Raw genomic sequence first — 20,294 nt, forward strand, 5'->3', positions numbered from 1 at the left:
TGAAGGAGCACGCCTGGAAAGTGTGTATACGGCAACGTATCGAGGGTTCGAATCCCTCCCTCACCGCCAAATTGCAAAGCCCTGATGGAAACATCAGGGCTTTTTGCTTTCTGGCTAAATCCCGAGCGGTTGTCAGCATAGGACTGCAAATCCTCATTGTTGATAGCCCAGCATCTGGTTGAGCCGATTGGCCAATTGGAGTGAACAGCCGCAGTGATCTTGCTGCCGAACCCAAGCCTGATCCTGTCAAACTTTCCGTCAAATTCAGTACAAGGGCCTCTCACAAGAGAGGCCCTTTTCATTGCTCGCTGATTTGCCCTGCTCGGCACTTGAAAGGCATTCCGTGGTGATACCGATTAATGCTCCACAGTCCGCGGATCTGGGGGCAGGTTCAGATGCTTGGTGATGGCCTGATAGAGCTGGGGGTAGTTATCGTCAAAATGGTGTCCTCCCGGCAGGGTGACGGTGGTGACGTTGGGTTGGTTGAGACGGGGGCAGAGGCGGTCGCCGTCATCGTCATCGGCTCCTTGCAGGCAGAGCATCGGCAGATCCCGGATGGTCTTCACCTGCGGCTCGGTCGGGTAGCTGCGGGCCTTGTGGGTCAGCATGTCGCTGACATGGATCTCGAAGTCCGAGCTGGTGGAGGGGGAGAGCATCACGGCACCGATCAGCCCCTGACGATAGTGCTCCGGCAACCGGTTGATGACGAAGGGGACAATCTCGGCACCAAACGAGAAGCCGACCAGCAGCCAGCGGGGGCGCGGCCAGCGAGTCTGGTAATCATCGAGGATCCGCTCCAGATCGGCGGTCACCTGCTCCGGGGTTTTCTTCTTCCAGTAGTAGGTGAGGGAGCTCCAGCCCACGACCGGCAAGCCGTGCAGCTGAAACTGGGCGCTCAACCCCTTGTCAAGGGCCGCCCAGCCGCCATCGCCGCTGAGAAACACCACCATGGGGGCGTCGGAAGGCTGCTTGACCGGCAGCTCAATCAGGCTCAGGTCATCCTTGACCGGGGCGGCGTGCGCCGCAAACGATGAAACGGGCAGTACGAGACTGAGTAACAGCAATATCAAGGCTCTCATTGGCCATGCTCCTATTTCTTGATCAGCCCCAGCGGGCCGCGGCTAATCAGGGTGATCAGGTGAGTCAGGGTTCTGGGCAGTACCAGCTTGCTGCTGCAGAGCAGGTAGCGGGGTTCCCAGCGGGGCGAAAATTTTTCCTTGTAGCGTCTGAGCCCCTGAAAGTTGTAAAAACGGCTGCCACGGACGAACAGGGTATTGCCAAGGCGGGCCCAGTAGCTGTTGAGCGGGTGATCGTTGAAGCCGGACATGGGGGCCATCCCCAGATTGAAGCTGGCGTACCCTTGCGCCTTGCCCCACAGCAGCAGCTCGACAAAGAGAAAATCCATGATGGGGGCAGTACCGGTATCCAGGCTGTAGCGCATCAGATCGATGGAGAGCATCTCCTTGTTGTCGCTCACCCAGAGGTTGGCAAAGCCGACGATCTGCCCCTCGTGCCACACCAGTGCAGCAGGGCTCAAGGTCAGGTAGTCAGGCTCGAAGCGGCCGACCGAGAAGCCCTTCTCCTTGCCCATCTTGCTCTGCAGCCAAGTATCGGAGACGGTCTGCAATCTGGGCAGCAGGGGGGCCACGGCGCTTGCCTCGACCACCTCGAAGGTCAACCCTTCCCGTTTGCCCTTGGCGTGGCTCTGGCGCAGGTTGCGCAGGCGGCTGCCCGCCAGATCGAAGGTAGCCAGATCGACCATCGCCTCTTCACCGAGCTTGAAGGGGATCAGCCCCAGCTCCAGATAGAGCGGCAGATAGCGGGCCGACACCTGATAAAAGACCGGGTTGGCGTCGTGCTCGTCGCAGCGCTCGCGAAATTGCCAGAGCAGCTCTTCGATCTGCTCGGGGCGACCGACGGGATCCCCCATCACAATCCAGCTGTTGCCCTCGATTCCATGCATCAGGAAGGCGTCGCCGGCGGGGTGGAACAGCAGGGACTTGTCCTGAAGCTGGGCCAGATAACCGTGGATCCCCCCTTCGCGCACCACCAGCTCGTGAGCGCGCGCCAGCGTCTCCTTGTCCGGCTTTTCACCGACTACCCGCAGCGGTGCAAGCAGCTGGGCAACCCCGGCAACGGCCAGCACGGCCACCACGCTCCCCATGGCGCGCAGGCCGCGGGCAGCCCCGCCGTGGGGCGAGAAGTGGAACCAGAGGGCGTGGTCATACTCCACCTGACGGTAGGAGAAGAGCAGCAGCCACAGGGCTCCCAGCAGCACGGCGCCGACCGAGATGAGCCAGCCCGGGGTGTACTGGGGATAGAGCAGCGACCCCTTGCGATAGAAGAGAGAGCGGCAGGGAGTCATGATCAGCAGGAAGCTGCCGAGCAGCAGGGCTGACTCCCAGTCTCCCCCCTTGAGCAGGGAGAAGGCGATACCCAGAGCCAGCAGCAGCTGGGTGATGCGAAACGCGGCGTCGTGACGGCGATAGAGGCTGCGAGCCAGCAGGATCAGGAGGATACCGCTCACGCTGCCGAGCACGTGGGAGAGCTCGAGCAGATGGAGCGGTAACACCTGCAGCCACACCTTGATGTGGCTGCGCATGGTCGGGATCATCCCCGAGCAGAGCAGCAGGCTACCGGCGGCGAAGGTGCCCATGCTGATAAGGGCGGGCAGAAATTCGCGCACTGCGCTCATCAGCCCCTGTAGCCGCTGCCAGCGTGCTTTTTGTTGCAGCATCTCCTGGCTGGTAAAGAGCAGCAGGGCACAGAGAAAGGGGAGCAGGTAGTAGATGCAGCGATAGAGCAGCAGCGAGGCGAGCAGCTTGTCGGTTGGCAGGTAGTGAGCCAACAGCAGGCTCATGCTTGCTTCGAACACGCCGATCCCACCCGGCACGTGGGCCAGTACCCCGAGGAAGCTGGCCAGCACGAAGGCACTGAGCAGCACGGGGTAGGGGATGCTATCTGCAGGCAACAACACAAACAACACGGCGGCGGCGGCAATCCAGTCGGCCAGCGCGACCAACAGCTGCAACAGACGAACCTTGAAGCCGGGCAGGATCAGGCTGTGTGTTCGCCAGGATAGACGGTGTGTGGGCCAGCAGAGGTAGCAGGCCACCAACAGCAGCGCCATCATGCCCGCCAGCTTGAGCAGGGTATCTGCCCATTGCGGCCAGTCAGGCAGCAGCTGTGATACATCGCAGGTCAGTAGGGCGCCACCTCCCCACGCCAACAGGCCGAGGAAGAAGGTGATGGAGCAGAACAGCACCACGCGGGCTACCTCACCGGTCGCCAGACCGAGGGCTGAGTAGAGGCGATAGCGTACCGAGGTGCCGGTCAGCAGGGCAAATCCCAGGGTATTGGAGAAGGTGTAGGCGATAAAGGAGGTGATGCTGACCTGTTGCCAGGGAAGGCGCTTGCCCAGCGCATGGAGTGCCAGCATGTCATAGCTGCAGAGGCAACCATAACTGAGCAGGGTCAGCAACAGGGCGCCCGCCAGTCGCGGCAGGGGTTGGGACCAGATGGCCACACGAATATCGTGCCAGTGCCATGCCTGAGTCAGGTGATACAGCACGGTCAGTGCGGTGCCGAGCAGCAGCAAGCTGCACAAGGGGCCTAGCCATTTAAGCAGATGACGCCACATGCCATGTTCCTGTGGTCATTGACCGTTTCCCGCAAAGGGGGAGCCGGGTCGTGGATCCGGTTTGGACGAGGGAGGCGCTCGTCAGGAAAATTTCGGGAAGAGATGGAAAGGGAGGCGTCAGCCTCCCTCTGTGTTATCCAGTGACCGGTTGGATCACTTGGTTTTCGGCGCGACTTTGACGGCAGGAGTCTTGGCGTGGGTGGTTTTATGGTGTTTTTTCACCACCTTGGTCTGGGTCGCCTGCGGTGTGGCTGTCTTGGTCGGGGTGGCCGCCATGGTGAAACCGGAAGTGAGGGCGAAGACGGCTGCCAGGGTCAGAGGAATGATCTTTTTCATGTTCAATTTCCTTATTCGGGTTGATGTTATGGAGCGTTCTCCATGACAGTCATCCTATGACGGTTGCGGCGGCCCTTCAGTGAGCGGTTGGTGACGGTTTGTATCCAAATGTACAGGCAGGGTCAGGCAGAAGTGGGCGCCGTGGTCACTGGCCAGCAACGCCACATCACCCCCGTGATGACGGGCAATGCTGCGTACGATGGCCAGACCTAGGCCGGTGCCACCAGTGCGGCGATCCCGACTCTGATCAAGGCGCACGAATGGCTCGAAGATCTGGGGGGCCAGTGCCGGATCGATCCCCGGCCCGTCGTCACTCACCTCCAGCAGATAGTGATCCTGCAACCGGGAGAGAGAGAGGGTGACCCGACTCTCGGCGTAGCGCAGGGCGTTGCCGATCAGGTTTTCCACGGCGCGCGTCAACAGCCGTTGATCGCCGCACCAGGGCATCTGGATGAGTGGCAGTTGCAAAGCCAGGGCTTTCTCTGGGCGCAGTGCCTGCCAGTCACCGAGATGTTGTCTGGCCCACTCCGCCAGCTCCAGCGCATCGAGCTTGAGTGGCAGCTCGGGCCGGTCCAGCCTGGCGTAGGTGAGCATCTCTTCGATCAGGGCGTCCAGCGCCCCCAGATCCCGCTCCAACGCTTGCTGTTCTGACTCCGAGGGTTGGGGATCGAGCATGGCGAGTCGATAGCGCAACCGGACCAGTGGTGAGCGCAACTCGTGGGCGATGGCATCGGTGAGCTGCTTGCGGCTGGCGAGCATTGCTTGCAACTGGGCGGTCATCTGATCGAAGGTGCGCCCGACCCGGGCCAGGCTGCTGCCTTGCGGCAGATCAGTGCGGCAGGAGAGATCCCCATCTCCCACGCGGCGCGCGGTTTGCTCGAGCTGGAGCAAGCCGCGCCAGTGGGGACGCAGCCAAAGCAGGAGCGGAAGCCCGAGGGATAGGCCGATCACCAGCAGCAGCCCCACATCGACCCAGTGCAATTCGTGCAGGTAGGAGAGATAGGGCACCGGGCCCACAATTAGCACCCGGTCGGTATCGGGGATACGCTGCAGGAAGGTGTCGTCCTCTTCGACGATGACGATGTTCCCTGCGGCCAGAAAGGCCTGATCCTCGCTGGCCAGGGGTTGGCGTGCCAGCTCGCCGACCTTGAGAGGGAGGGTAAACTGGCTGCTCTGCTCGGCCAGCCGCTCTGGCCAGCGCTCTGGCGGGGTTCTTGCCAACTCGCCGGTCAACAGGCCAAGGGAGCCCTGCATCATCCGCTCGAGATAGCGGTCACCCGCTCGTTCGGCGGTGACCTGATAGACCACGCCAACCAGCAGGATGGCCAGGGTAAAGCAGCCGATCAGCAACAGATAGAACTGGATAAAGAGACGGCGCATGGTTGTGCTCCCGAAAGAGGGTTATTCCCAGGCGTGGGGAACGAAGAGATAGCCCTTCTGGCGGACCGTCTTGATCCGGGTCGGGTTGTCAGGGTTATCACCCAGTTTTCGGCGCAGGCGGGAGATGGCCACATCCATGCTGCGATCCTGACCGTCATACTCCCGCCCGCGTAGACTGCGAAAGAGGGTGTCCCGTCCCAAGATCTGGCCAGCGTGACAGGCAAGCTCCCACAACAGATCAAAATCGGCGGTCGAGAGGGCAATGCTCTCGCCATCGAGCCGCACATCACGACCCGGACCATCGACGTGCAACCGGCCAAATTGCAGTTGCTGGGGAACGCTGCTGGTGGCGACGGGTTGGGTTGACGTTTGCGGGTGCTGGCGAAACTGCACCCGCAACCGGGCCAGCAGCACCGGCGGTGGCGTCGTTTTGAGGATGTAGTCGTTGGCGCCAAGCTCCAGACTCAGGATCTGGTTCATGTCGCTGTCCAGCGAGGTGAGCATCACGATGGGGCCGTCGAAGCGTGGCCGCAGATCCCGGCAGAGGGACATGCCATCCTGCCCCGGCAGCATGATATCGAGCAGCACCAGATCGGGCTGTTCGGCTTCGACCCGGGCCAGCGCCATGTCCCCTCTGGGTTCGAGGATCACCTCCATATCGTGGCGACCAAGCCAACTGCTGATGAGCTGGCTAATCTCGGGATCATCTTCGACAAAAAGAATGCGTTGCATAGAAAAGCTCCAACGGGAAGCAGGAGAGAAGAAGAGCGATCAGCATATCAATGGTGCTTGGGAAATACAGAAAAAGAACCGGGCAGGCTGATGTGCGGTGGCGTGTGGCAGTGTGCATCGATGGGGCGCGGTGCATCGTGACGGAGCAGCAGCACCGCGTTTATGGATAAGGGATAAAGGGGGAATGGCCTGCGCAGATAAGGCATGGCACAGTCGAGCGCAAAACAAAAAACCGGCCAAGGCCGGTTTTTCGCGGAGCATACCAGAAGGTCACTGCACCAAGTCGATGGACATCACCTTACGGCGATTATCGACAGAATAATGGGGTGGCTGATGGGGCTCGAACCCACGACAACCGGAATCACAATCCGGGACTCTACCAACTGAGCTACAGCCACCACTGAAATTTTCATCAACGCTCGCCAATCCAGAAGAATTGGGGAATATCAATGGCGCGCCCTGCAGGATTCGAACCTGCGACCCACGGCTTAGAAGGCCGTTGCTCTATCCAACTGAGCTAAGGGCGCTTTGTATCAACACGTCTTAAGGACGAGTCGATGAACATGGTCGGTGATAAAGGATTCGAACCTTTGACCCTCTGGTCCCAAACCAGATGCGCTACCGGACTGCGCTAATCACCGAAAATCCCTGACCAGCATATCGACATGAGTCGTACTGGGCAACGGGCGGGCATCATAGCCAAGCGTAAGGGCCAGCGTCAACGACTTTTTCCCCCAGTAAATTCAAGTGCCTACTTATTGCCCGCTACAGGTATGGCGTGCGTCTGCCGCTAACATCCCGGCTAAAAAAATGCGACAATGCGCGGCAGTTGAACACATGGTGAGTGGAGAACGATGTCTGCCAAAATCATAGATGGAAAACAGGTTGCGCAAACGATTCGCAGCCAGGTCGCGGCGCAAGTCCAACAGCGGTTGGCGGCAGGGAAACGGGCTCCTGGGCTGGCAGTCATTCTGGTGGGGGCGGATCCAGCCTCTCAGGTCTATGTCGGCAGCAAACGCCGGGCATGTGAGGAGGTGGGGTTTCTCTCCCGATCCTATGACCTGAGTGCCACTGCCAGTCAGGAAGAGCTGCTGGCGCTGATCGACCAGTTGAATGCGGATAGCCACGTAGATGGCATTCTGGTTCAGTTGCCCTTGCCGGATCACTTCGATACCACTCAGGTGCTGGAGCGGATCCAGCCTGACAAGGATGTAGATGGATTCCACCCGTATAACGTCGGCCGTCTGGCCCAACGTATTCCGGCGCTGCGCCCCTGCACTCCGAAAGGGATCATGACGCTGATCGAGACCACCGGCGTGAAGACGCACGGTCTGCATGCTGTCGTGGTGGGAGCGTCCAACATAGTGGGGCGTCCCATGACTCTCGAATTGCTGCTGGCGGGCTGCACAACCACGACCTGTCACCGCTTTACCCGGGATCTGGAAGAGCAGGTACGCCGTGCCGATCTGCTGGTTGTCGCAGTCGGCAAGCCCAACTTCATCCCTGGCGAGTGGATCAAACCGGGGGCACTGGTAATCGATGTGGGCATCAATCGCCTGGCTGATGGCTCGCTGGTCGGGGATGTGGAGTTTGAGACGGCGCGCAGCCATGCCTCCTTCATTACCCCGGTACCCGGTGGCGTGGGCCCGATGACGGTCGCCAGCCTGATGGAAAATACCCTGATCGCCTGTAGTGAATATCACGACTGATCATGGCTGGTGATAACCTGTGATCCCGTGAGGAGGCAGGATTCGCTAGAAATCTGACAATAAAAAACCGGTTGCTCAGAGAGGAACCGGTTTTTTATTTATCCAACGGGTGTTATTTACATATTTTGTGCTTCGTTTGGCACAATCACAGAGGCGTGATTTCCTTTCGGCCCCTGTTGCAGTTCAAAATTGACAGCTTGACCCGCTTTCAGGGTCTTGTAGCCCTCCATTTGAATCGTGGAGTAGTGAGCGAAGATATCCTCACCGCCCCCTTCCGGACAGATAAACCCAAATCCTTTTGCGTTGTTAAACCACTTAACTGTGCCGGTTGCCATACTTCTACATCCTTTTATTGATTACCCAGAAGTCGTTGAGTAACCTGCGCCAGCCCTTTATAACTAGGGACATGGGCCCATAGCAGACGGGCACAGATTAGCAAGTAACCAATCTAGTCTAACTTTTGAGCGAGTCAAGAAGTTGTTAACAGCTGATGTGATCTGGTTAACAAGTCTATTGACAACCTTGTGTTAGACGGTAGTAATCTAGAGGTACCAAAGCGCGATTATGAGCAAGCAGAAAGAACTCTTTGCTAATGAAGAGATTGCAGAAGCAGAGAAAACAAAGCTGCAGCCGCCACCCATGTATAAGGTTGTGTTGAACAACGATGACTACACCCCGATGGAGTTCGTGGTGGAGGTGCTGCAAAAGTTCTTTGGTATGGATTTGGACAAGGCGACTCAGGTCATGCTGAGTGTGCATTATAGTGGTAAGGGTGTCTGCGGCATGTTTACCGCAGAGATCGCCGAAACCAAGGTTGTCCAAGTCAACACCTATGCACGTAACAACGAACATCCACTGCTCTGTACTATGGAAAAGGCTTGAATCTGATGACTTGATGGCGAGTGTGACACCACATTGTAGCTGTACTAGGGGAGGTGCCTATGTTGAATAAAGATCTAGAAAAGACGCTGAACGAGGCTTTCAAACTGGCCCGTGACGAGCGCCACGAATTCATGACCGTCGAGCACCTGTTGTTAGCCCTTCTGGATAACAGTTCAGCCCATGAGGCGCTGAGCTCCTGTGGTGCCGATGTCGAGCAGATGCGCAAGGAGATCCGCGCATTCATCACCCAAACTACTCCGCTCATACCGCGCGACGATGAAGATCGTGAAACCCAGCCGACACTGGGCTTCCAGCGCGTGTTGCAGCGTGCCGTCTTCCATGTGCAATCCTCCGGCAATACCGAAGTCAGCGGCGCCAACGTGCTGGTCGCTATCTTCAGTGAGCAGGAGTCACAAGCTGCCTATTTCCTGAAAAAAGCCGAGATCAGCCGTCTCGACGTCGTCAATTTCCTCTCCCACGGGGTGCGCAAGGACAGCAAGCCTGATCTCGGTAGCAATAACAATCCCGAGTCTGATGATGATGTCTCGGCCGCACAGATCGAGAGCTTTGCCACCAACCTGAACCAGCTGGTGCTGGAAGGGCGCATCGATCCGCTGATTGGCCGTGATCAGGAGCTCAATCGTACCATTCAGGTGCTCTGCCGTCGTCGCAAGAACAACCCGCTGCTGGTGGGTGAAGCGGGCGTGGGTAAAACCGCCATTGCCGAAGGGTTGGCTTACCGTATCGTTAAAGGCGATGTGCCCGAGGTGATCGCCGGTAGTACCATCTACTCGCTGGATATGGGTTCTCTGCTGGCGGGCACCAAATACCGTGGTGATTTCGAGAAGCGCCTCAAGGTTCTGCTCAAGCAGATTGAGCGTCAGGAAGGGGCCATCCTCTTTATCGACGAGATCCATACCATCATTGGTGCCGGTGCTGCTTCCGGTGGTCAGCTGGATGCGGCCAACCTGATCAAGCCGCTGCTCTCCAATGGTTTGCTCCGCTGTGTGGGATCCACCACTTATCAGGAGTACGCCCAGATCTTCGAGAAAGACCGTGCGCTGGCCCGTCGCTTCCAGAAGATCGATATTGTCGAGCCGACTATCGATGACACCACTCGCATCCTGATGGGGCTCAAGAGTCGCTACGAAGCCCACCACGGCGTACGCTATACCGCCAAGGCGATCCGTGCAGCTGCCGAGCTCTCCGCCAAGTACATCAATGATCGTCACCTACCCGACAAGGCGATCGATGTGATCGACGAGGCGGGTGCCGGTCAACGGTTACTGCCGGCGAGCAAGCGCAAGAAAGTGATCAATGTGCAGGAAATTGAGTCCATCGTAGCCAAGATCGCCCGCATTCCGGAGAAATCAGTTTCTTCCTCGGATAAAGAGGTGCTGAAGAACCTGGAGCGCAATCTCAAGATGGTGGTTTTTGGTCAGGATAAAGCCATCGAGGTGCTGACCGATGCGATTCGCCTCTCTCGTTCAGGTTTGGGTAACGAGCGTCGCCCGGTTGGTTGCTTCCTCTTTGCCGGTCCTACCGGTGTTGGTAAAACAGAGGTGACCCAGCAGTTGGGCAAGGCATTGGGTGTCGAGATGCTGCGCTTTGATATGTCCGAGTACATGGAGCGTCACACCGTCTCACGTCTGATTGGTGCGCCTCCCGGCTATGTTGGTTTTGAGCAGGGTGGTCTGCTGACTGATGCGGTGATCAAGCATCCTCATTCCGTTGTGTTGCTTGACGAAATTGAGAAAGCTCACCCGGACGTATTCAATCTGCTGTTGCAGGTGATGGACAACGGCACCCTGACCGACAACAACGGGCGCAAGGCGGATTTCCGCAACGTGATTTTGGTCATGACTACCAACGCCGGTGTGCAGGAGACCCAGCGTAAATCGATTGGCTTCCAGCAACAGGATTTGAGCCACGATGCCATGGCGGTGATCAACAAGACCTTCAGTCCGGAGTTTCGTAACCGGCTTGATCACACCATCTGGTTCAACCATCTCGATATGACGGTGATTTATCAGGTGGTCGACAAGTTTATTGTCGAATTGCAGGTTCAACTGGATGCGAAGGGAGTTTCTCTCGAGGTGTCCGAGCGTGCCCGCCACTGGTTGGCAGAGAAGGGATATGACAGAGCCATGGGCGCCAGACCGATGGGGCGGGTAATCCAGGAGCACCTCAAGAAACCCCTGGCCAACGAGATCCTGTTCGGTTCACTGGTTGACGGGGGAATTGTGAAGGTTGAGTTGGTAAATGACAGCCTCAGCTTTGATTTTCAGGTCAATGTTGAAGCTGTTTCCCACTAAGCGTCAGTGATCAGAAAACGACAAAAAACCCCAACCGAAAGGTTGGGGTTTTTTGCTGAATTCCTGGCTTAGCGAGAGCGGAAAACAATACGTCCCTTGGAGAGATCGTAGGGAGTCAGTGCTACCGTTACTTTGTCTCCAGTCAGGATACGAATGTAGTTTTTGCGCATCTTGCCTGAAATATGAGCGATAACCACGTGACCATTCTCCAGTTCCACACGGAACATGGTATTGGGCAGGGTTTCGAGAATAGTGCCCTGCATCTCAATACTGTCTTCTTTAGCCATTGAATCCTCTTGATAAGCCACAACAAAAAACCGCTGGATCATGCCGGATTTAAGGCTATGTGTAAAGTTTACTCGGGCTTGGTGTCGATATTTTTCCATTCCCCCTGAATTAACAGCTCGTGAGGGAGATAATTGCGCTTGTAATTCATCTTGCGGCACGCCTCTACCAGATAGCCAAGATAGAGCCAGCTTCGCCCGGTTCGCTTGGCCAGATCGAGCTGGCAGAGGATGGCAAAGGTGCCCAGGGAGCGATCGGCATAGTCAGGATCGAAGAAGGTATACATGGCGCTCAAGGAGTGGGGCAGCAGGTCTGTGGTAGCGACACCGATCAGGCGTCCCTCTTTGCGCATCTCCAGATAGAGCGGCGGCATCCAGTCACAATGGAGAAACCCGCGATACTGGCTGCGGTTGGGGGGATACATGCTGCCATCGTGATGGCGTTCGCGGATATAACGTTCGTAGAGCAGGTAATACTCGGGCTTGTCATCGTAGCTCAGGACGATCTCGATATCCCTGTTGAGCTGGCGGATCCGCTTCTGGCCCCGGCTGGGACGAAAGCGTTCGCTGTGAATACGAAGGGACTGGCAGGCATGGCACGCCGGGCAGTGGGGGCGATAGATGTCGTTGCCACTGCGGCGAAAACCGGCAGTCAACAATCGCTCGTAACCGTTGGCGTTGAGCAGATTGTGATCCATCAGCACCAGCAACTGCTCCTGTTCATGGTCCAGATAACTGCAGGGATGCTTGGGAGTCAGCCCTACTTTTAGGATCACTTCTTCAGTCATAGGCTGATTTCCCCCTCTTGCCAGCAGGAAGCCAATAGTGGTTGATGGCCAAGGCGTGCCAGCTCGGCCAGAAAACGGGCCCTTGGCCACTCCTCGATACCCAGGGTCGCCAGAAACGGGTTTTGCATCTGGCAATCGATGAGGGCGCCGTGATGGCGGGCGAAGTGGCGACAGAGTGCCACCATGGCAAGTTTGGCGCCGTTATCAATCCGGCTGAACATGGATTCACCGCAAAACAGTCGGCCGATAGATAGGCCATACAGTCCCGCTTGCAGCTCTCCCTCCTGCCAGATCTCGATAGAGTGGGCATGACCCAGCCGATGCAACTGCTGGTAGGCTTCGATCATGGGCTGGCTGATCCAGGTGCCATCGGCAGTGCGACGAGGGGCGGCACAGGCAGTAATTACTTCATTAAAGGCGCGATTGACAGAAATATCGAATGGGGTACGGCGGATAATCTTCTGCAGTGTCCGCCCCACATGGAGTTGGTCGGGACGGATCACCCCGCGGGGATCCGGTGACCACCACAGGGTCGGCTGGTGGGGTTCATTCCACGGGAAGATCCCCTTGTGGTAAGCTGCCAGCAATCTGGCAGGGGAGAGATCCCCGCCGATCGCCAGCAAGCCGTTGGGCTCTTCCAGCGCATGGCTGGGGTCGGGAAACCAGCAAAGCTCATCATCCAGTTGGGTAAGATAGCGAGACATAAGGCAACGAGGTTCATAGATGAAGGCCATTATCCTGATAGTATCCAGCTTGCTCTGCTTTGTCACGACGCCCGCCGGGGCGGAGGTCTACCAGCGCAATACCGCGCGGCCGGTCAATCAGGTGGTGTTTGGTCAGGTCGAAACGGTGCGCAATATTACCCAGCGTCAGATCCTGGAGTCCGAGCACTCTGGCTGGAAGACGCTGGGTGGTGCCGTGTTGGGCGGTCTGCTGGGCAACCAGTTTGGCGGCGGTCATGGCCGTGAAATCGCCACCGCCGTCGGCGCGCTCGCGGGGGCTGCGGCTGCGCAGCAATACCAGTCCGGGGGAACCGTGGTGGAAAACAAGTTGGTGGAGCTGCTGATCCGCAACGAGCAAAATGCTCTTATCAACGTGATCCAGGATTATGATCCCGCCATGGTCTTTGCCAATGGGGACAAGGTGCGCATTCTCTACTTCGATGATGGGGTGCGGGTCGACAAGACTTACTGACTTTCGATAGTCATGGTGATGGGGAGACTGTGGCAGGAAAGGAACCCGCAGACTCTCCTGCTGGAAAGTCTGTCGGGCGGTAATACACGGGACTGATGCCCTGAGGATTCAGATAGCTGTCTCTTGAGAGACTATCTTGTCGCGACCGGTGTTCTTTGCCTGATAGAGCAGCCGATCCGCTACGCTCAGCGCCTCGTCCATGGATATCCGCCCGACGCTGATCACGCCGTAACTGGCGCGAACAAAGAGCGGGGTTTCCGGTGACAAAGGTTGCTGGCGCAGCTGCTGACGCAGCCCTTCAAGACGCTTGATCAACACGGGGACGGTACAGTGAGGCACCATCATGGCAAACTCCTCTCCGCCAAAGCGGGCAATCATGGCATCGGGGAAGAACTGGGTCAGTAGCCGGGTCAGATGGCAGAGCAGTTGATCGCCGATGGCATGGCCCCAGTGATCGTTGACCTGCTTGAAGTGATCCACATCGAGCACACAGAGTGCGAGAGGCGTCTGCTGGCGCTGATGTTCTTCAAACCATTTTTGCCCTTCGTTGAACCAGTAGCGCCGGTTGTAGAGACCGGTCAGGTAATCACGATTGGCTGACTCCTGAATGCTGTTGAACTGCTCGAGGGCTTCCAGATTGTGGCTGACCCGACACTGCAGTTCTTCCGGCTCGAACGGCTGGTTGAGAAAGTCGTTGGCGCCTTGCTTGAGGTAGCGAGCAGAGAGACCGCGCTTGTCCGAGACCGAGATCCCGATAATCGCGAGCTGCTGCTTGCTGTAACGCTCTCTCAGCATCCGCACCAGACTGATGCCATCGATATCCGGCATATAGTAGTCGACCAGTGCCAGCCGGATGTCTGGGTGTTGCTCCAGCATCGCCATCGCTTCACGGGCATGACTGGCCTCATGCACCTGCAACAACTGCTTGCGCAACTGGGCCATGGTGCGGTGACGGGAGGTGCGTGAGTCGTCGACTACCAGCACTTCGATGGACTGGTTGAGATAGAGGCGGTGCACCAGACTGACGGCATATTGCAGCGAGTGGCGCGAGTCCTTCATCACATAGTCCAGCACGCCGGTTTCCAGCCAGGCGGCACGTTTATCCTCGCTGATGTCGGCAGTGAGGATCACCACCGGCAAACCTCGAGCTAGCAGCTCGTTGACCGCTTCGCCACGGGGCGCATCCGGCAAGGTTAGGTCCACCAGCGCGACCACATACTCCTCGCCCCGGCAGTGACGGGCACCTTCGAGGGTATCGAAGGCGTCAATCTCGAGGCCAGTTTGCTGGGCAATGGCCTGAGTCAGCATACGGCGGATGGTCAGGCTATCTTCGACAATCAATATCTTCTGTTTCATTAGACTCCTTTAAATAAAAAAGGCATACCGACTGGTATGCCTTATATCACAACTGCGCTTGTTTATTGCGCGTCAAGGTAGCGTTCGGCATCGAGGGCTGCCATGCAGCCGGTACCGGCAGAGGTGATCGCCTGACGGTAGTTGTGGTCGGCCACATCGCCGGCAGCGAAGACACCTTCAATGCTGGTCTGGGTGGCAAAACCGTCGAGGCCGCCGCGTACCTTCAGATAGCCGTTTTGCATCTCCAGCTGGCCATCGAAGATCTGGGTATTGGGCTGGTGGCCGATGGCGATGAAGACGCCCATCAGCGGCAGCTCGCTGGTGCTGTTGTCCTGAGTGTTGCGCAGGCGCACACCGGTGACCCCCATCTGATCCCCCAGCACTTCGTCCAGGGTCTGGTGGGTGTGCAGCACGATATTGCCGCTCGCGACTTTGTCGTGCAGACGCTTGATCAGGATCTTCTCGGCCCGGAACTCGTCGCGGCGGTGGATCAGGTGCACCTTCTTGGCGATGTTGGCCAGATACAAGGCTTCTTCAACAGCGGTGTTGCCGCCGCCGATCACCGCCACTTCCTGATTGCGGTAGAAGAAACCGTCACAGGTGGCACAGGCGGAGACGCCGCGCCCCTTGAAGGCCTCTTCGGAGGGCAGGCCCAGATACTTTGCGGAGGCGCCGGTCGCGATGATCAGGGCATCGCAGGTGTACTCGCCGTTGTCGCCCTTGAGACGGAACGGGCGCTGAGTCAGTTCGACACTGTTGATGTGATCAAACAGGATGCGGGTATCGAACTTCTCTGCATGCTCTTTCATGCGCTCCATCAGGGCAGGGCCGGTCAGCCCTTCCGGATCACCTGGCCAGTTCTCCACTTCGGTGGTGGTGGTCAGCTGACCCCCTTGCTGCATGCCGGTGATGAGCAGGGGATTGAGGTTGGCGCGGGCGGCGTAGACGGCCGCGGTGTAACCGGCCGGGCCTGACCCTAAGATCAGCAATTTGCTGTGAGTGACTTGGCTCATGATGTCATTTCCGGGATGTGATGAGTTTGCGCGATTGTAGGTAATTCGTGATCCGGGGTCAAAGGCTGGTGAGTCGATTGCACTAATCGTGTTCACAAGGGGTGACATGCAAAATAAAGGAATAAAAAAACCGCCCATCGCGGGCGGATTTTCACTCATCTCCAACTGGCGCAGGCCAGCGCAGATCAGTTCAGCAGGGTCAGGGGATCCGTGTAGGCAAGGCCATGTGCCACGGCCACTTCCTTGCAGGTGAGCTTGCCCTCCATCACGTTGAGCCCGTGCAACAGGTTCGGATCGCTCAGCAGTGCCTGACGATACCCTTGCTGGGCCAGCTTGATGATAAAGGGGAGGGTGGCATTGTTGAGCGCCACGGTCGAGGTGCGGGCCACCGCCCCCGGCATGTTGGCGACACAGTAGTGCACCACCTCATCGACAATATAGGTCGGATCCTGGTGGGTGGTGGCGTGGGAGGTTTCCACACAGCCGCCCTGATCGATGGCCACATCGACGATGGCAGAACCCGGCTTCATGCGCGCAATGTGGTCACGGCGGACAAGTTTTGGCGCAGTGGCACCCGGTACCAGCACGCCGCCGATGACCAGATCGGCCGCCAGCAGATGGCGCTCCAGCGTCTCGCTGTTGGAGTAGACCACCTTGGCTGCTCCCTGGAACTCGTTATCAAGACGACGCAAGGTATCGACGTTGTTGTCGAGGATGGTCACATCTGCGCGCAGGCCAATGGCCATGCGGGCTGCATTGGAGCCAACCACGCCGCCACCGATGATAACCACCTTGGCTGGTTCGACACCGGGTACGCCGCCGAGCAGCACACCGCTACCACCGCGCGATTTTTCCAGCGCCTGGGCACCCGCCTGAATAGACATGCGTCCGGCCACTTCCGACATGGGGGCCAGCAGGGGCAGGCCGCCACGGCCGTCGGTGACGGTTTCATAGGCGATACAGATGGCGCCGCTTTTCAGCAGGGCTTCGGTCTGGGGCAAGTCTGGCGCCAGATGCAGATAGGTGAACAGGGTTTGACCCGGGCGCAGCATGGCACATTCGACAGGCTGAGGTTCCTTGACCTTGACGATCATCTCGGCTTTGGCGAAAACCTCTGCTGCAGAGGCCAAAATTTCGGCTCCAACAGCGATATAATCTGCATCGCTGAAGCCAATGCCGTTTCCGGCACCGCTTTGGACGAAAACAGTATGGTTTCGTGCTGTCAGTTCACGTACACTGGCCGGAACCATGCCTACGCGGTATTCATGGTTTTTTATCTCTTTAGGTACACCGATAATCATGCTATCCCTCGTCTATAGATTGGTGTTTCATGTTGCCAAAATGTTAACCAACATTTGCGCCTAGTATATTCAGGTATTGACAGGATTTGTGACCATAATTATAAAATGACTGGTGATTTTTACCAAAAAATAGCCAAAGGATGGAATAAAATGATGGAAGCTAAGAGTCGGCTAAAGGATTTGGACAGGATTGACCGCAACATTCTTAATGAACTGCAAAAGGATGGCAGGATTTCGAATGTTGAGTTGTCCAAGCGAGTTGGCCTGAGTCCTACACCGTGTCTGGAACGGGTTCGTCGCCTCGAGCGACAAGGTTATATCGAAGGATATGCCGCTATTCTGAACCCTCATTATCTGGACGCATCTCTGCTGGTGTTTGTAGAGATAACCCTCAATCGCGGGGCGCCTGATGTGTTTGAACAGTTCAACAAGGCTGTTCAGGTGCTCGAAGAGATCCAGGAGTGTCATCTGGTTTCCGGTGACTTCGACTACCTGCTCAAGACCCGAGTCAGCGACATGTCGGCTTACCGCCGTCTGTTGGGGGAAACCCTGCTGCGTCTGCCCGGTGTCAATGACACCCGCACCTATGTGGTGATGGAAGAGGTCAAGCAGAGCAGTCGTCTGGTGATCAGCACCCGATAAAGCAGGTTATGCCGTGGTATCTTTTCCATATGAGACACCATGACAGTCAGAAACGAGCGGCCGGTCCGCTCGTTTCTTCTTGTAAAGATAATTGCAAATATGGCCCCGTCCCATCAGGCTCTGGCTGACAATCGATGGGCTTTTCGGGGATACTAGGCCCCCTTATTTCCTGCATTACATGTTTTCAGAAAGGAGCCGGAGTTTGGCCGATAAAAAGCTGTTTACTCCTTTATCAGGTACACAACGGATCTTCGAAGCCGTCTTGATCGCCATCACCCTGATGGCTGCTTATCTTCTGCTTGCCCTGTTGTCCTATCATCCCGCTGATCCCGGCTGGTCCCAGACCTCCTGGCAAGGGGAGGTGAAGAACCTCGCCGGTAGTGCCGGTGCCTGGCTCGCCGACATCACCATGTTTACCTTTGGTGCCTTCTCCTATCTGGTGCCGCCGCTGGTGGTACTGCTGGGCTGGAGTCTGTTCTGGCGTCCGAGCCGTCTGCTTGATGTGGATTACCTCACCCTGGGGGTGCGGATCATCGGCTTTATCCTGACCGTGCTCGGCATGTCGGCCATTGCCAGCATGAACTTCAACGATATGCAAAACTTCTCCGCCGGTGGTCTGGTGGGGGATGTGATCGCTTCTGCAGTGGTACCGCTGTTTGGCGGCGTCGGGGCCAACCTGATGCTGCTCTGCTTCGTGGCAACCGGCATCACCCTGTTTACCGGCTGGTCCTGGCTCACTATTGTCGAGCAGATCGGTGCGGCCTGTACCGGCTCGGTCAGCGCGGTTTACCACTTCCCTACCACCCTTGGCCGCTGGTTGACCGGTGGCTGGCGTCAACCCCGCAACGAGGGGCCGGATCCCTTGCTGGAAGGCGGGGTAGGGGCCATCGCGTTTGATGATGAGGAAGATGAGCCGCATACCAGCTGGACTCGCAAGCCCAAGGCCAATAACCAGAAGGCTGCCGCCGAAGAGTGGCTGCCGGAACTCGACGACGATACCTTCGAGTTCGACCCACAGTTTGATGATGAAGATGATGAGCCGACTCCGGCTGCCAAGCCGAAACGTGCGGTGGCGGCCGCCAATGGTCGCCGCCAGCCGGTACTGGCTGTGGCCGAGGACGATGATGAGGACGATCTGGATCTGCCCTGGGCCGAAGGGGACGACGAGGTCGCCGCGCCGGTAGCCGTCGCACCGACCAAGCCCAAGCGTCGTCCGCAATCTACGCTGCCGCCGTTGCCGAGTATCGAACTGCTCGACCGTCCACCCGCCAAGACCCAGATGATGAGCAAGGATGAGCTGGATCGCATGGGTCGTCTGGTGGAGGCCAAGCTTGCCGACTACAACGTGCAGGCCAAGGTGGTGGGTGTCTATCCGGGTCCGGTTATTACCCGTTTCGAGCTGGATCTGGCGCCGGGCATGAAGGCGAGCAAGATCACCAACCTCTCACGCGATCTGGCCCGCTCCTTGTCTGCCAGCAGCGTGCGGGTGGTTGAGGTGATCCCGGGTAAAACCTATGTCGGTATCGAGCTGCCCAACCGGGTGCGTCAGACCGTTTACCTGCGCGAAACCCTCGACTGCGATGCTTTCCGCGATAGCCGCAACCCGCTCACCATGGGCCTGGGTCAGGACATCGCCGGCGAGCCGGTAGTCGTTAACCTCGCCAAGATGCCGCACCTGCTGGTGGCCGGTACCACAGGTTCCGGTAAGTCGGTGGGGGTGAACACCATGATCATCTCGATGCTCTACAAGTCATCCCCCGATGATCTGCGCTTCATCATGATCGACCCCAAGATGCTGGAACTCTCGGTCTACGAAGGGATCCCGCATCTGCTGACCGAGGTGGTGACCGACATGAAGGACGCCGCCAACGCCCTGCGCTGGTGTGTGGGCGAGATGGAGCGCCGTTACAAGCTGATGTCGGCGGTCGGGGTGCGTAACCTCAAGGGCTACAACGACAAGGTGCTGGCCGCCATCGAGGAGGGGGAACCCCTGCTGGATCCGTTGTGGCGCCCGGGTGACTCCATGGATCAGATGCCGCCGGAGCTGGAGAAACTGCCCCACATCGTGGTGGTGGTGGACGAGTTTGCCGACATGATGATGATCGTCGGCAAGAAGGTGGAAGAGCTGATTGCCCGTATCGCCCAGAAGGCGCGGGCCGCAGGTATTCACCTTATTCTGGCGACCCAGCGTCCGTCGGTGGATGTCATTACCGGTCTTATCAAGGCCAACATCCCGACCCGTATCTCGTTCCAGGTGTCGAGCAAGATCGACTCGCGCACCATCATCGATCAGGGCGGCGCCGAATCTCTGCTCGGTATGGGCGACATGCTCTACATGCCAGCCGGGACCTCCAACCCGACCCGGGTACACGGTGCATTCGTCGATGACCACGAAGTGCACAAGGTGGTGGCGGACTGGAAACTGCGCGGCGAGCCGAACTACATCGAGGAGATCCTCTCCGGTGAGTCGGGTGGCGAAGGTGGCAGCGGCGAATATGGCGGTGGTGGCGATGAAGAGCTCGACCCCCTGTTCGATGAGGCTGTCGCTTTTGTGGTGGAGTCCCGCCGTGGCTCGACCTCCAGCGTCCAGCGCAAGTTCAAGATTGGTTACAACCGGGCAGCCCGTCTCATCGAGCAGATGGAGAATCAGGGCATCGTCAGCTCACCGGGTGGCAATGGTCAGCGCGACGTGCTGGCACCGCCGCCGGTGCGGGACTAAGCC

At 58.0% G+C, this 20,294-nt stretch carries 18 protein-coding genes and 3 tRNA genes; 6 read left to right on the forward strand and 15 right to left on the reverse strand.

Features of this window, described 5'->3' with window-relative positions; translation table 11 throughout:
• Window positions 1-356: 356 nt before the first annotated feature.
• From AB5Y99_RS14110 to AB5Y99_RS14145, 8 genes are all read right to left on the reverse strand, one after another.
• Window positions 357-1,079: an AcvB/VirJ family lysyl-phosphatidylglycerol hydrolase gene (locus AB5Y99_RS14110; RefSeq protein WP_335873101.1), complete on the reverse strand. Its 723-nt coding sequence runs from the start codon at window positions 1,077-1,079 to the stop codon at window positions 357-359.
• An 11-nt stretch (window positions 1,080-1,090) separates the two neighbouring features.
• On the reverse strand, window positions 1,091-3,640 hold the full coding sequence (gene mprF, locus AB5Y99_RS14115; RefSeq protein ID WP_368209962.1) for a bifunctional lysylphosphatidylglycerol flippase/synthetase MprF: 2,550 nt from the start codon (window positions 3,638-3,640) through the stop codon (window positions 1,091-1,093).
• 153 nt (window positions 3,641-3,793) lie between these two features.
• Complete coding sequence (locus tag AB5Y99_RS14120; RefSeq protein WP_076494658.1) at window positions 3,794-3,976, reverse strand: hypothetical protein; 183 nt, start codon at window positions 3,974-3,976, stop codon at window positions 3,794-3,796.
• A gap of 54 nt (window positions 3,977-4,030) precedes the next feature.
• Window positions 4,031-5,356, reverse strand: a complete 1,326-nt coding sequence (gene rstB, locus AB5Y99_RS14125; protein ID WP_368209964.1) for a two-component system sensor histidine kinase RstB — start codon at window positions 5,354-5,356, stop codon at window positions 4,031-4,033.
• 21 nt (window positions 5,357-5,377) lie between these two features.
• Window positions 5,378-6,088: a two-component system response regulator RstA gene (gene rstA, locus AB5Y99_RS14130; RefSeq protein WP_368209965.1), complete on the reverse strand. Its 711-nt coding sequence runs from the start codon at window positions 6,086-6,088 to the stop codon at window positions 5,378-5,380.
• Between the two features lie 322 nt (window positions 6,089-6,410).
• A tRNA-His gene (locus AB5Y99_RS14135) sits at window positions 6,411-6,486 on the reverse strand.
• Window positions 6,487-6,538: 52 nt separating this feature from the next.
• Window positions 6,539-6,615 (reverse strand) — tRNA-Arg (locus AB5Y99_RS14140).
• Between the two features lie 37 nt (window positions 6,616-6,652).
• A tRNA-Pro gene (locus AB5Y99_RS14145) sits at window positions 6,653-6,729 on the reverse strand.
• Between the two features lie 213 nt (window positions 6,730-6,942).
• Here AB5Y99_RS14145 and folD point away from each other — a divergent pair.
• Complete coding sequence (gene folD / locus AB5Y99_RS14150) at window positions 6,943-7,797, forward strand: bifunctional methylenetetrahydrofolate dehydrogenase/methenyltetrahydrofolate cyclohydrolase FolD (protein ID WP_005337113.1); 855 nt, start codon at window positions 6,943-6,945, stop codon at window positions 7,795-7,797.
• A gap of 116 nt (window positions 7,798-7,913) precedes the next feature.
• Here folD and cspD read toward each other — a convergent pair whose 3' ends face one another.
• Window positions 7,914-8,132, reverse strand: coding sequence for a cold shock-like protein CspD (cspD, locus tag AB5Y99_RS14155; protein ID WP_005300025.1), 219 nt, complete (start codon window positions 8,130-8,132; stop codon window positions 7,914-7,916).
• A 229-nt stretch (window positions 8,133-8,361) separates the two neighbouring features.
• On the opposite strand from cspD, the gene clpS reads away from it, so the two are divergent.
• Window positions 8,362-8,679 (forward strand): ATP-dependent Clp protease adapter ClpS, encoded by a 318-nt coding sequence (clpS, locus tag AB5Y99_RS14160; RefSeq protein ID WP_005337111.1) that lies wholly within the window; start codon window positions 8,362-8,364, stop codon window positions 8,677-8,679.
• Between the two features lie 59 nt (window positions 8,680-8,738).
• Window positions 8,739-10,994, forward strand: coding sequence for an ATP-dependent Clp protease ATP-binding subunit ClpA (clpA, locus tag AB5Y99_RS14165; RefSeq protein WP_159143588.1), 2,256 nt, complete (start codon window positions 8,739-8,741; stop codon window positions 10,992-10,994).
• Between the two features lie 68 nt (window positions 10,995-11,062).
• Here clpA and infA read toward each other — a convergent pair whose 3' ends face one another.
• The 3 genes from infA to aat all read right to left on the reverse strand — a co-directional run bounded on the left by infA (window position 11,063) and on the right by aat (window position 12,770).
• Window positions 11,063-11,281, reverse strand: coding sequence for a translation initiation factor IF-1 (infA, locus tag AB5Y99_RS14170; protein WP_005300033.1), 219 nt, complete (start codon window positions 11,279-11,281; stop codon window positions 11,063-11,065).
• A gap of 68 nt (window positions 11,282-11,349) precedes the next feature.
• A complete protein-coding gene (locus tag AB5Y99_RS14175; protein ID WP_005337108.1) occupies window positions 11,350-12,066 on the reverse strand; it encodes an arginyltransferase in 717 nt (238 codons plus the stop codon).
• On the reverse strand, window positions 12,063-12,770 hold the full coding sequence (aat, locus tag AB5Y99_RS14180) for a leucyl/phenylalanyl-tRNA--protein transferase (protein WP_042080501.1): 708 nt from the start codon (window positions 12,768-12,770) through the stop codon (window positions 12,063-12,065). Before aat ends, AB5Y99_RS14175 begins: the two co-directional genes overlap by 4 nt.
• 19 nt (window positions 12,771-12,789) lie before the next feature.
• Between aat and AB5Y99_RS14185 the strand changes: the two genes are divergently transcribed.
• Entirely contained in the window at window positions 12,790-13,260 is a 471-nt protein-coding gene (locus AB5Y99_RS14185; RefSeq protein WP_323892447.1) for a glycine zipper 2TM domain-containing protein, read from the forward strand.
• A 108-nt stretch (window positions 13,261-13,368) separates the two neighbouring features.
• Here the strand turns inward: AB5Y99_RS14185 and AB5Y99_RS14190 are convergent, their stop codons facing one another.
• The 3 genes from AB5Y99_RS14190 to ald form a co-directional block, all read right to left on the reverse strand.
• Window positions 13,369-14,616, reverse strand: coding sequence for a diguanylate cyclase (locus AB5Y99_RS14190; protein ID WP_005351207.1), 1,248 nt, complete (start codon window positions 14,614-14,616; stop codon window positions 13,369-13,371).
• A 62-nt stretch (window positions 14,617-14,678) separates the two neighbouring features.
• Window positions 14,679-15,629, reverse strand: a complete 951-nt coding sequence (trxB, locus tag AB5Y99_RS14195; protein WP_019445530.1) for a thioredoxin-disulfide reductase — start codon at window positions 15,627-15,629, stop codon at window positions 14,679-14,681.
• 185 nt (window positions 15,630-15,814) lie between these two features.
• The gene (ald, locus tag AB5Y99_RS14200; protein WP_005337098.1) at window positions 15,815-16,930 is read right to left on the reverse strand and encodes an alanine dehydrogenase; all 1,116 of its coding nucleotides are present in this window, start codon (window positions 16,928-16,930) and stop codon (window positions 15,815-15,817) included.
• A gap of 150 nt (window positions 16,931-17,080) precedes the next feature.
• On the opposite strand from ald, the gene lrp reads away from it, so the two are divergent.
• Entirely contained in the window at window positions 17,081-17,572 is a 492-nt protein-coding gene (gene lrp, locus AB5Y99_RS14205; RefSeq protein WP_005300047.1) for a leucine-responsive transcriptional regulator Lrp, read from the forward strand.
• 202 nt (window positions 17,573-17,774) lie between these two features.
• The gene (locus tag AB5Y99_RS14210) at window positions 17,775-20,291 is read left to right on the forward strand and encodes a DNA translocase FtsK 4TM domain-containing protein (protein WP_368209967.1); all 2,517 of its coding nucleotides are present in this window, start codon (window positions 17,775-17,777) and stop codon (window positions 20,289-20,291) included.
• Window positions 20,292-20,294: the final 3 nt, after the last annotated feature.

The organism is Aeromonas sp. R4-2, assembly GCF_040908295.1.
Taxonomy (GTDB): domain Bacteria; phylum Pseudomonadota; class Gammaproteobacteria; order Enterobacterales; family Aeromonadaceae; genus Aeromonas; species Aeromonas veronii.

Excerpts from the sequence above, each read along its gene's own strand:
- rstA (WP_368209965.1), bottom strand. The coding sequence starts at position 6,088 with ATGCAACGCATTCTTTTTGTCGAAGATGATCCCGAGATTAGCCAGCTC.
- folD (WP_005337113.1), top strand. The coding sequence starts at position 6,943 with ATGTCTGCCAAAATCATAGATGGAAAACAGGTTGCGCAAACGATTCGC.
- aat (WP_042080501.1), bottom strand. The coding sequence starts at position 12,770 with ATGTCTCGCTATCTTACCCAACTGGATGATGAGCTTTGCTGGTTTCCC.
- AB5Y99_RS14175 (WP_005337108.1), bottom strand. The coding sequence starts at position 12,066 with ATGACTGAAGAAGTGATCCTAAAAGTAGGGCTGACTCCCAAGCATCCC.
- AB5Y99_RS14190 (WP_005351207.1), bottom strand. The coding sequence starts at position 14,616 with ATGAAACAGAAGATATTGATTGTCGAAGATAGCCTGACCATCCGCCGT.
- ald (WP_005337098.1), bottom strand. The coding sequence starts at position 16,930 with ATGATTATCGGTGTACCTAAAGAGATAAAAAACCATGAATACCGCGTA.
- clpA (WP_159143588.1), top strand. The coding sequence starts at position 8,739 with ATGTTGAATAAAGATCTAGAAAAGACGCTGAACGAGGCTTTCAAACTG.
- mprF (WP_368209962.1), bottom strand. The coding sequence starts at position 3,640 with ATGTGGCGTCATCTGCTTAAATGGCTAGGCCCCTTGTGCAGCTTGCTG.
- AB5Y99_RS14110 (WP_335873101.1), bottom strand. The coding sequence starts at position 1,079 with ATGAGAGCCTTGATATTGCTGTTACTCAGTCTCGTACTGCCCGTTTCA.
- AB5Y99_RS14120 (WP_076494658.1), bottom strand. The coding sequence starts at position 3,976 with ATGAAAAAGATCATTCCTCTGACCCTGGCAGCCGTCTTCGCCCTCACT.
- lrp (WP_005300047.1), top strand. The coding sequence starts at position 17,081 with ATGATGGAAGCTAAGAGTCGGCTAAAGGATTTGGACAGGATTGACCGC.
- infA (WP_005300033.1), bottom strand. The coding sequence starts at position 11,281 with ATGGCTAAAGAAGACAGTATTGAGATGCAGGGCACTATTCTCGAAACC.
- AB5Y99_RS14185 (WP_323892447.1), top strand. The coding sequence starts at position 12,790 with ATGAAGGCCATTATCCTGATAGTATCCAGCTTGCTCTGCTTTGTCACG.
- cspD (WP_005300025.1), bottom strand. The coding sequence starts at position 8,132 with ATGGCAACCGGCACAGTTAAGTGGTTTAACAACGCAAAAGGATTTGGG.
- clpS (WP_005337111.1), top strand. The coding sequence starts at position 8,362 with ATGAGCAAGCAGAAAGAACTCTTTGCTAATGAAGAGATTGCAGAAGCA.
- trxB (WP_019445530.1), bottom strand. The coding sequence starts at position 15,629 with ATGAGCCAAGTCACTCACAGCAAATTGCTGATCTTAGGGTCAGGCCCG.
- rstB (WP_368209964.1), bottom strand. The coding sequence starts at position 5,356 with ATGCGCCGTCTCTTTATCCAGTTCTATCTGTTGCTGATCGGCTGCTTT.